The 10,156-nt window shown below is 27.3% G+C and carries 12 protein-coding genes; all 12 read left to right on the forward strand.

The annotated features are described in order from the left end of the window. Positions 1-119 precede the first annotated feature (119 nt). The 12 genes from flgM to KGF42_RS17905 all read left to right on the forward strand — a co-directional run bounded on the left by flgM (position 120) and on the right by KGF42_RS17905 (position 9,577). Positions 120-395, forward strand: coding sequence for a flagellar biosynthesis anti-sigma factor FlgM (gene flgM / locus KGF42_RS17850; RefSeq protein ID WP_227821312.1), 276 nt, complete (start codon positions 120-122; stop codon positions 393-395). 4 nt (positions 396-399) lie between these two features. Next, positions 400-816, forward strand: a complete 417-nt coding sequence (locus KGF42_RS17855; protein ID WP_227826806.1) for a flagellar protein FlgN — start codon at positions 400-402, stop codon at positions 814-816. 17 nt (positions 817-833) lie between these two features. After that, entirely contained in the window at positions 834-2,144 is a 1,311-nt protein-coding gene (gene flgK, locus KGF42_RS17860) for a flagellar hook-associated protein FlgK (RefSeq protein ID WP_227821310.1), read from the forward strand. Positions 2,145-2,162: 18 nt separating this feature from the next. Continuing rightward, positions 2,163-3,095, forward strand: coding sequence for a flagellar hook-associated protein FlgL (gene flgL, locus KGF42_RS17865; protein WP_227826807.1), 933 nt, complete (start codon positions 2,163-2,165; stop codon positions 3,093-3,095). A 15-nt stretch (positions 3,096-3,110) separates the two neighbouring features. Beyond that, positions 3,111-3,503, forward strand: a complete 393-nt coding sequence (gene fliW, locus KGF42_RS17870; RefSeq protein WP_227821308.1) for a flagellar assembly protein FliW — start codon at positions 3,111-3,113, stop codon at positions 3,501-3,503. Next, entirely contained in the window at positions 3,497-3,709 is a 213-nt protein-coding gene (gene csrA / locus KGF42_RS17875) for a carbon storage regulator CsrA (protein ID WP_227821307.1), read from the forward strand. Before fliW ends, csrA begins: the two co-directional genes overlap by 7 nt. Positions 3,710-3,730: 21 nt before the next feature. After that, positions 3,731-4,126, forward strand: a complete 396-nt coding sequence (fliS, locus tag KGF42_RS17880; protein ID WP_227821306.1) for a flagellar export chaperone FliS — start codon at positions 3,731-3,733, stop codon at positions 4,124-4,126. After that, positions 4,126-4,476 (forward strand): flagellar export chaperone FliS, encoded by a 351-nt coding sequence (gene fliS, locus KGF42_RS17885; protein WP_227821305.1) that lies wholly within the window; start codon positions 4,126-4,128, stop codon positions 4,474-4,476. The genes fliS (KGF42_RS17880) and fliS (KGF42_RS17885) overlap by 1 nt, the downstream gene beginning before the upstream one ends. A gap of 27 nt (positions 4,477-4,503) precedes the next feature. After that, the gene (gene fliD, locus KGF42_RS17890) at positions 4,504-6,027 is read left to right on the forward strand and encodes a flagellar filament capping protein FliD (protein ID WP_227826808.1); all 1,524 of its coding nucleotides are present in this window, start codon (positions 4,504-4,506) and stop codon (positions 6,025-6,027) included. Positions 6,028-6,029: 2 nt separating this feature from the next. Further along, positions 6,030-6,365 carry a flagellar protein FliT gene (locus KGF42_RS17895; protein ID WP_227826809.1) on the forward strand — a complete coding sequence of 112 codons (336 nt, stop codon included), beginning with the start codon at positions 6,030-6,032 and terminating at the stop codon, positions 6,363-6,365. A 101-nt stretch (positions 6,366-6,466) separates the two neighbouring features. Next, positions 6,467-7,339 carry a flagellin gene (locus KGF42_RS17900; protein WP_227826810.1) on the forward strand — a complete coding sequence of 291 codons (873 nt, stop codon included), beginning with the start codon at positions 6,467-6,469 and terminating at the stop codon, positions 7,337-7,339. Between the two features lie 96 nt (positions 7,340-7,435). After that, positions 7,436-9,577 carry a glycosyltransferase gene (locus KGF42_RS17905; RefSeq protein ID WP_227826811.1) on the forward strand — a complete coding sequence of 714 codons (2,142 nt, stop codon included), beginning with the start codon at positions 7,436-7,438 and terminating at the stop codon, positions 9,575-9,577. Positions 9,578-10,156 lie beyond the last annotated feature (579 nt).

Here is a 10,156-nt window from a genome sequence, read left to right on the forward strand (position 1 = left end):
ATATTAGTTTAATCAAGGGGTATTTTTATAAAAAATTTAAAATCTATTTGAATCATATAAATATTTTTCTTTTTTGAGCGATAATTAAAATATAAGGATGTAATTTTGGAGGTGAGGTTATGAATATTAAAAGTGTAAGTTCAAATATTGTAGTAAATAATTATCTAAAGAATAAATCGGATGTAAAAAAGGTGCAACAAGTTCAAAAAGCTGATAAAACAGACAAGATAGAACTATCTAAATTTGCAAAGGAAATGTCAAGTGTATCAAATATGAGCGATGAAGCGACTAGAAATAAAAAAATAGAAGAAATAAAAAGTGCGTTAGAAAATGGAACTTACAAAATTAAACCAGAAGAAATTGCTAAAAAAATGATAGAGGAGATGCGAGGATAAAGTCATGATTGCAGACTTAAAAGTCATAATATATGAAGAAAAAAAGATAATTAGTAATATGATGGAATTACTAAAAGAACAATTTGATTATATAATTGAAAAAGACTTAGAAAATCTAAATAGGTTGAATCCTAAACTAGAGGATATTAGTAGAGAACTTGCATCTATAGAAATAAAAAGAAGACAACTTTTGGGGGATGATGTTTCAATGAGTGAAGTTGTTGAAAACAGTCAAGATGAATATTTAAAAGAAATATATATAGACTTAAAGCATATTATTGTTTTAGCTAAAAATCAACAAGAATCAAATGATTCTTTAATGAAGAAAGAACTTATTTTCACGAAAAAAATGATTAATTTCATAAAACCAGCTGATAAACAAACTACAACTTATAATTCTTATGGAAATATTAGAAAATAGATATTGGGAGGAGAAATATGGCAGGATTATTTTCCATTTTAAATACAGCTAATTCAGGAATGAATGCGCACCAAAAATCAATACAGACAATTTCTCATAATATAAGTAATCTAGATACAGACGGTTATTCTAGGCAAAGGACCGATTTTGCTACAAATAGTCCAATGTATATGCCTAGTTTGAGCAATTCAATTGGAAGAGGACAATTAGGTACTGGAGTACATGTAACAGATGTAACAAGAGCTAGAAATAGTTTTTATGATTACCAATTTAGAGCAGAAGCTCATAAGTATGGGAATACAGTTTCAAAATATGATTATTATAATACTATAGAAACTATACTAAATGAACCGTCAGATTATGGAATATCTGCAGGTATAGATGATTTTTTTAAAGGATGGGAATCATTATCAAAGGATATAAATAGTGAAAGTAGAAAAAGTCTAGTGGTAGAAAATGCATCTAATTTAGCAACTTTAATAAGCGAAAGTTATAAGAAGCTTGATAAGTTAAAAGGAGATATAGATTCTAATATAGATACTGAGATAAAACAAATAAATGACATGTTAAAAAGTCTTGAAGACTTAAATAAATCTATTGATATTATCTCTGGTTCTGGTTCTACGCCAAATGATTTGCTTGATGAAAGAGATAGAATATTAGATAATTTGAGTTTTAAGTTAGATCTTGAAAATAGCGATGTTAAAAATATGCTTTCAGATGGTAAATTGGAACTTAATGAGTTGAAAAATGCAGATGGAACTTGGAAAACAGGTATATCAGGAACTTTACAAGGTTTGTTTGAAATGCATGGTAAAATTGATACATATAAAAGCGACTTAAAAGATGTATCTGATGGATTAGCCAAACAGATAAATGATGCTTATAATGCATCTGTTGGAATAACTGTAAGAGATTTTTTTGTAACCTCAAATGTAGCTGGTGAAGATATTATAAAAGTAAATCCAGCGATAAAAAGTAATCCAAATGAATTAAAGCTTACTACTCAAGAAGCTTCAAAGATTGCTAAGTTAAAGGATGAAAAAATAGATATTGGGCCAGTTGGTGGAAAAGTAAGCACAATAAGTGACCACTATAAGGCTTTTGTAGAATCGGTAGGTTTAGATTCTCAAAAAGTTAATCAAGATGAAGTGAATCAACGTAAAATTATAAATAATGTTGATAATTCACGAATGAGTGTTTCAGGTGTATCTTTAGATGAAGAAATGGCAGAACTCATGAAAGTACAACGTTCCTATCAAGCTAGTGCAAAAGTTATGTCAACAGCAGTACAACTATTGGATGTTGTAATAAATGGAATAATCTAATAAAAGGAGGAATTTATAATGAGGGTTAGTACAGGTATGATGTCTAGTAGTTATCTAAATTCATTGCAAGATAATTTACAAAGATTAGACAAGGTCAATAGACAAGTTAACACGACGAAAGAAATAAATAAACTATCAGATAATCCATATAAGGCAATAAAGATATTGAATTCAAAAAGTGAAATAAAAACTATGGAAACTTATATTGAAAATTGTAAAGATACAGCAGATTGGTTAGAAATGACAGATACTTCATTAGGTCAACTTGGTAATTTATTAGCAGATATAAAGAAGGGGTTGGTATCAAGTGGTAATGGTTCATATTCAGATGACGAAATAAAAACTATTAGTAATTCAATCAATGAAAAAATGAAAGAAATAGCAAGTGCTTTAAATGCAACACATGAAGGTAAGTACATATTTTCAGGCTCGGATACGGGCACACCACCTGTTGAGTGTGTAGATAATGCTGATGGATCAGTAAGCTTAAAGTTTAATTCTAGTATAAATCTTAATAAATTAAATGATTCTTTGAGTGTGGATGTAGCTCAAGGAATCAGTGTAGATTATAATGTTAAGTTGAGTAGTCTTGGATTTGATCCAACAAAACCTGACCCTTTTGAAAAGTTAAATAATATATCAAAGAAACTAGCAAATCCAAGTGATGCGAATATAAAAGATTTGACAACAACTTGTTTAGGTGATATGGAGAATCTAATAAATAATACAGTAAATGTTAGGTCTATATATGGTACAAAGGCAAATACGGTGGATACTATGAAAGAAAAAAATGATGAAAGTTTGATACAGTTAAAGGATATTTTATCGCAAAATAATGAGATAGATTACGGGGAAAAGCTTGTTCAATTAAAGGCTGCAGAATTAACTTATCAAGCTTCACTACAAACAGGAGGAAAGTTATTTAATGTATCTATATTAGATTATATATAGTAAAATAACGCAGTCATGATGAAGGTTACATTAAAAAAAGGAATACTAGGATTTGAAAACCTAAAAGAATATGAGCTTTTGGATATAGAAAATGAAGATATTTTAAAAGAATTTAATTCTACTGAAGAAGATTGTATAGGATTTATTGTTGTATCACCATTTAAAATTATTAAGGAATATGAAATAGTCCTAAATCAAGAAACAATAGAAAAACTTGAAGTAAAATCTCCAAATGATATTATATTGCTTAATATAATCACTATTGGTCAAACACTTGAAGAATCAACTGTGAATATGAAAGCACCTATAGTAATAAATGTAAGAAATAATTGCGGAATGCAAATAATCTTACAGGATGAGGAATATTCAATATGGCATCCATTATTAAGAGGTGATGGTGGATGCTAGTAATTTCGAGAAAAAAAGATGAAGCAGTGCTTATAGGAGATAACATAGAAGTAAAAGTTGTAGGCGTAGATGGAAATAACATAAAATTAGCCATATCTGCTCCTAATAATATAAGTATCTTAAGAAAAGAAATATATGAAAAAATAAAAAATGAAAATATAAAAGCCACAAATAAAAATCTTGAAATCTTAAAATCATTAAAATAAAACACTTGGAGGAAGTAATATATGTATGGAGAAAATCCTTATAATTCTTATAAGCAAAATGCTATTTTTATGGCATCAAAAGAACAATTATTGCTTATGCTTGTTGATGGTGCCTTAAAATATACAAAAATGGCCAGAGGAGCTATTATAGATAAAAATACACGAAAAGCACATAGAGAGCTTATAAGAGTTCAAGATATATTTACAGAGCTAATGGTTACATTAGACCAAAATGCAGGTCAATGGGCGAAAGATATGTATAGAGTTTATGATTTTGTAAGATATGAACTTTCAAGGGCAAATATCAGAAAAGATATACAAATAATAGATAATGTATTACCTGTAATAGAGCAAATTAAAGATACATGGCATGAAGCTGATAAAAAAAGTAAAGAAGAAAGAAGTAGGTATAAATAATGGAGTTAAATTTAACTGAATTAAATGGCTTATCAAAAGAAGAATTACTATTGATACTTGTAGATGGTACAGTCAAATATACTAATATATCGAAAGTTGCACTTTTAAATAAGGACTATTTAAAAGCACATAATGAACTCGTTAGAGTTCAAAATATATTTGCAGAATTAATGGTTACATTAGACCAAAGTGCAGGACAATGGGCAAAGGATATGTATAAAGTTTATGAATTCATAAAACACGAATTAGCAAAGGCTGATATAAAGAAAGATATTAAAGTAATTGATGATATATTGCCAATAGTAGAACAAATAAGAGATACATGGCATGAAGTATATAATAAACTATAAATATAATCATGATGGGGGGATAAATATATGTCAAGTATAAGTCCAATAAGAGTTACAGGTCTTTCAGGAAATTTTGATATGGAAGGCATAATAGAAGCTAGTATGATTAGAGATAAGGAGAAAGTTAATAAAGCAAAACAAGCGCAACAAATCGTTAAATGGAAGCAAGAAATATACAGGGATGTTATAAAAGAGTCAAAGAATCTTTATGATAAGTATCTAGCTCCAGACTCTCCTAATAATATAACAAATAAAAAAGCATATTCTGCTACAAAAATCACTAGTTCTGATGAAAGCATTGTAGTAGCAAAAGGCTCGGCTGGTGCAGAAAAAATAAATTATCAATTTGCAGTTTCTCAAATGGCTGAACCAGCAAAAGTAACTATTAAATTGAATTCAAGTGACCCTATTGTTCAACAGTTTCCTCCAAATGCTAGTGGAGCAAGTTCTTTAAATATAGGTGGTGTAAATATACCAATATCTGGACAAGATACTACAAGTACTATTGTAAGTAAGATAAACTCACTTTGTGCAGATAATGATATAAAGGCTTCTTATAGCGAGATGACAGGTGAATTGATTATTTCGAGAAAAAAGACTGGTTCGTCATCAGACATTGATTTAAAAGTAATTGGAAATAACAATTTAGCTCAGCAAATTGCTAATGATAATGGTATTACATTTGCAACTGATGCTAGTGGGAACCAAGTGGCAACTGTATATGGAAAAAATCTAGAAGCTGATGTAACTGATGAACATGGAAGAGTAACGCATATAAATAAAGAAGAGAATTCATTTAATATAGATAATATTGAGTATAATGTAAATTCAAAAGGAACTGCAAAGCTGACTTCTGTTACTGATACTGAAGAGGCTGTTAAAAAAATGAAGGCATTTGTGGATGATTATAATAAATTGATGGACAAGGTCTATGGTTTAGTTACTACTAAAAAACCAAAAGGTTATCCACCTCTTACAGATGAGCAAAAAGAAGAGATGACAACTGAAGAAATAGAAAAGTGGGAAAAGAAAGCTAAAGAAGGCATACTTAGAAATGATGATGAGTTAAGAGCTTTTATTGAAGATATTCAGTCTGCATTTTTTGGAGATGGAAAAAATATTGTTACATTAAGAAAACTAGGTATCAATGAAAGTGAAAATTACAATAAAAAAGGTCAAATATCATTTAATGCAGATGCTTTTTCAAAGGCTCTTATAGATGATAGTGATAAAGTATACAAAACACTAGCAGGTTATTCTTCAAATTATGATGATAAGGGGATGTTTGAAAAGTTAAAAGATATTGTATATGAATATTCTGGAAGTTCAACTTCTAAATTTACTAAAAAAGCAGGTATGGAAAATTCTTCTTCTGCTAGTCAAAACGTATATTCAAAACAAATTGCAGAGCAAGAAAGAAATATAAGTAGGCTAATTGAAAAAATGAATGATAAAGAGAAAAGACTTTATGCTAAATATTCGGCTTTGGAATCTTTGTTGAATCAGTATTCTTCCCAAATGAACTACTTCTCACAAGCACAAGGTAATTAGTTATGGATAAATTAAAAGAAAAACTAAATTTATATAAAGACATATCTTTACAAATTATAAATTTGATTGAAAAAGAAGAATATATAAAGATAAGTAGTAAATTAGGTGAAAGACAAGAGATTATAAATAGTGTAAGTGAAATTGATAGAAATGATTTTATACAGTTTTATAATAGAATGGAATTAATTGAAATTGATGATAGAATAAGAGATATTTTACAAGAACAATTATTAGAAGTAAAAAAAGAATTACATGAGTATAAACTTACTAAAGAAGTGAACACAATGTATTATAGCTTAAATAGAGAAAAAGTAAATATTTTTAATAAAAAAGTATAAAGTTATATATTAGCTTGTCCGATTATATAAGTGAAAGATTAATAAAAAATGTAAAAAGTAGAAATGACAAGGATGTCAACTATACTAAGGAGGGTAAAATAATGAGAGTTAATACAAATGTAAGTGCTTTGATAGCAAATAACCAAATGGGTAGAAATGTAAATGCACAAAGTAAATCTATGGAGAAGCTATCTTCTGGGATTAGGATAAAGAGAGCTTCTGATGATGCTGCTGGGCTTGCTATATCTGAGAAAATGAGATCTCAAATAAAAGGTTTAGACCAAGCAGGAAGAAACGTTCAGGATGGTATATCTGTTGTACAAACAGCAGAAGGTGCATTAGAAGAAACTGGTAACATACTACAGAGAATGAGGACTTTATCAGTACAATCTGCAAATGAGACTAATACTGCTGAAGAAAGAGAAAAGATAGCTGATGAATTGTTACAACTAAAAGATGAAGTTGAAAGAATATCAAGTTCAATTGAGTTTAATGGTAAGAAGCTACTTGATGGAAGCTCTTCATCAATAAGATTACAAGTTGGAGCAAATTATGGATCTAATGTTGCAGGTACAACTTATAATAACAATGAGATAAGAATTCAATTAGTAAATACTGCAAGTATAATGTCTGGAGCTGGTATAACAACTACTTCAATAGGAAGTCTGATAATAGGTGGAACTACAGGAACAGATGCAGCTAAAACTATGGTATCTAGCTTAGATGCAGCTCTTAAGAGTTTAAACTCATCAAGAGCAAAATTAGGTGCACAACAAAACAGACTAGAATCAACTCAAAACAATTTAAATAATACTTTAGAGAATGTTACGGCAGCAGAATCAAGAATAAGAGATACAGATGTTGCTTCAGAAATGGTTAACTTATCTAAAATGAATATATTAGTTCAAGCATCACAGTCAATGCTTGCTCAAGCTAATCAACAACCACAAGGGGTTTTACAATTATTAGGATAGAATAATTAATTTAGTATATTGAATAAAAAAGAAAGGATAAGGCTTTGCTTTATTCCTTTCTTTTTTTAGAAATATGATTTTGAAAGGAAAATATATATGTTACTTAGTATAGTTATGATGGTCAAAAACGAAGAAAAGATACTTGAAAAAACTTTAAAATCATTAGCCACATTGAGAAATTCAATAGAGAGTGAACTTATAATAGTTGATACAGGTTCTACAGATGACACTATAAGAATAGCAAAACAATATACAGAAAAAGTGTACTTTCATAATTGGAATGGTGATTTCTCTAGTATGAGAAATATATCTATATCATACGCTAAGGGTGAATGGTTACTTATATTGGATGCAGATGAAGTATTAATTGATTCTTCAAATATTATAAAATTTTTTGAAGATGCTCTTGATAAAAAATTTAATTCTGCATCAGTAAGACTAAAAAATCTTTATTCATTTGATAAAAAATTATATGGATATTGTTCAGTTTTGAGATTTTTCAAGAACGTTGATTTTAAATACTGTGGTAAAATTCATGAACAACCAATGTATAAAAATCCTATATTTAATAATATTGCTGATTTTGAACATTATGGATACTTGTTTGAAGATGAAGAGATAAGAATAAATAAAGTAAAAAGAAATGAAAAGCTGTTACTTGAGGAATTAAAAGAAGATGAGAAGTCACCATATACAAATTATCAAATAGGGAAAAATCTTATTATATTAGGAAAATATCAAGAAGCTTTAGATTATCTAGAAAAGTCTTATAAATTATACTCAAAATTAGAAATAGTACCTGGATACTTGATAACAAATCTTGCAAAAGTATATTTATATTTAGGAAAGGCTAAAAAGTGCGAAAAATTATGCTTAAAATATATTAATAAGGACAGAAATAACATTGATATATATTATCATATTGCACAAGCACAAGTTGATTTAGGAAAGTATGAGAATAGTATAAATTCATATAAAAGATATATTTATTTGCTAGATAATTACGAAATGAGTACACAAGCAAATAGTTTGCTTTCAGATACTGATGCTGTAGGATTTAGAGAAGAGGCTATAATTACATTGATAAAAATTTATTATAAGCTTGAGAAATATGATTTAGTAATTTCAGAGTATGATAATATTGAAGATGTGGAAAAAAAGAAGAATGTGTACTTTAGCTTATTTATGTCCTTATATAAATTAAATAGATTTGAAGACATAAAAAACTATTATAGAGAGATTCCAAATTCGAAGGTTGAAAGAGATAGTTTTTATAGAAGTATGGAAGACTTTATAAATAATATAAAAGATGATGAGAAAGAGTTCATATATAAAAGCCTTTGTGATATTGAAGGTAATTATGGTCTTTTGAATAAAATAAGAATAAACAAACATGTATCATTAGATACATGTAGAAAAATACTAAATGAAGAAAAAGATATAGTTTATGCGAGTGTTATAAAAATAGCTTTTGAAGAAAAAGTTGACTTATTAGACATTTTTTACAATATGGAATACGTTTGGATAGAGAAATACTTAAGGTATATTTTAGCCTTAGAAAGAAGTTTTAATGTATCAATATATAAATATATAATTAGTTGTCCTAATACATCACAAATAGAAAAGATAAGAGTTTATAAAGTTATATCTAAAGTTCTTTTAGAAAGTGTTAATTTAAGTGATAAAAAATATAAAGAACTTTTTTATATTTATATAATGTACTCTTATAAATACATAAAATACATATATAGCAATTTAAATGATTGTGAATTAATAAAGTTTGTTTGTAATGATATAGATAAATTTACTTTAGAATTTAAGCATCTACTTGATGGTAAAAGGAAGATAAATAGTCCTAATGAAAAATTAGAATATCTACATAATATGAGAAGATTATTAAATGAATACCCTTTTTACAATAGAATAATAAAAATCTTTATAAGTGAATTAGAAGAAAGTATGACAGAAAGTGAAGAATTTAAATTATTAAAAGATAACTTTATTATTCGTATAGAAAATATGATTGAGAATGGAAAAATAAATGATGCAAAATTATTGATTGAAGACTACTCAAAAACATTTACAGATGATGTAAAGATTTTAAATATAAAGGCAATTTTGTTTATGTGTGAAGCTAAATTTGAGGAAGCTGATTTTGCATTAAAAAAGGCATTATCACTAGATTTAGAAGATGAGGATACTATATATAATATAGAGTACTTAAAAAGTTTAAAATAAATCCAAAACTAGGTTATTTAGAAAATAATAATATCAATAACAGTTAATGAAAAATCTAATAAAAGATTGAATACATATAAAAATAATGATATAAAATTTACTAGTACAACAATATATATCGATATTGACATGAAATAAAATAGAATATACTCAATGATTTTAGTATATAGATGATTTGATTCAAGGGAAGCTAATTTTATCATATTTACTTATAATAATAAAATAGACAAGCATGTTAAAAAAATAAACAACAAAAAACAATATAAATGAAAATTATACATATTTTCTCTTAATTTTTTTTAAAATTAGACGATAATATGTATATAATTAAATCGGGCAATATCCTAAAAACGAAGATTTTGCACATTAAGACAATTTTTTAGCAATTTCAATGATTTTAGTGTTTTAAAATAATTGAATTAACTCGACATAAAACAGCAGTATTTGTAACAATTGAATTTTTATCAAGTTATTTTAATACTTAAAAACCATTTATAGAGTATTTTTGTTAGCTAAGAACGCAAGATTTCTTTATTTTGATAAGATTTAGTTTTTAGCTTTTTTGATTGAGCTATATAT

The sequence above is a fragment of the Clostridioides sp. ZZV15-6383 genome (assembly GCF_020657735.1).
Classification (GTDB): domain Bacteria; phylum Bacillota; class Clostridia; order Peptostreptococcales; family Peptostreptococcaceae; genus Clostridioides; species Clostridioides difficile_D.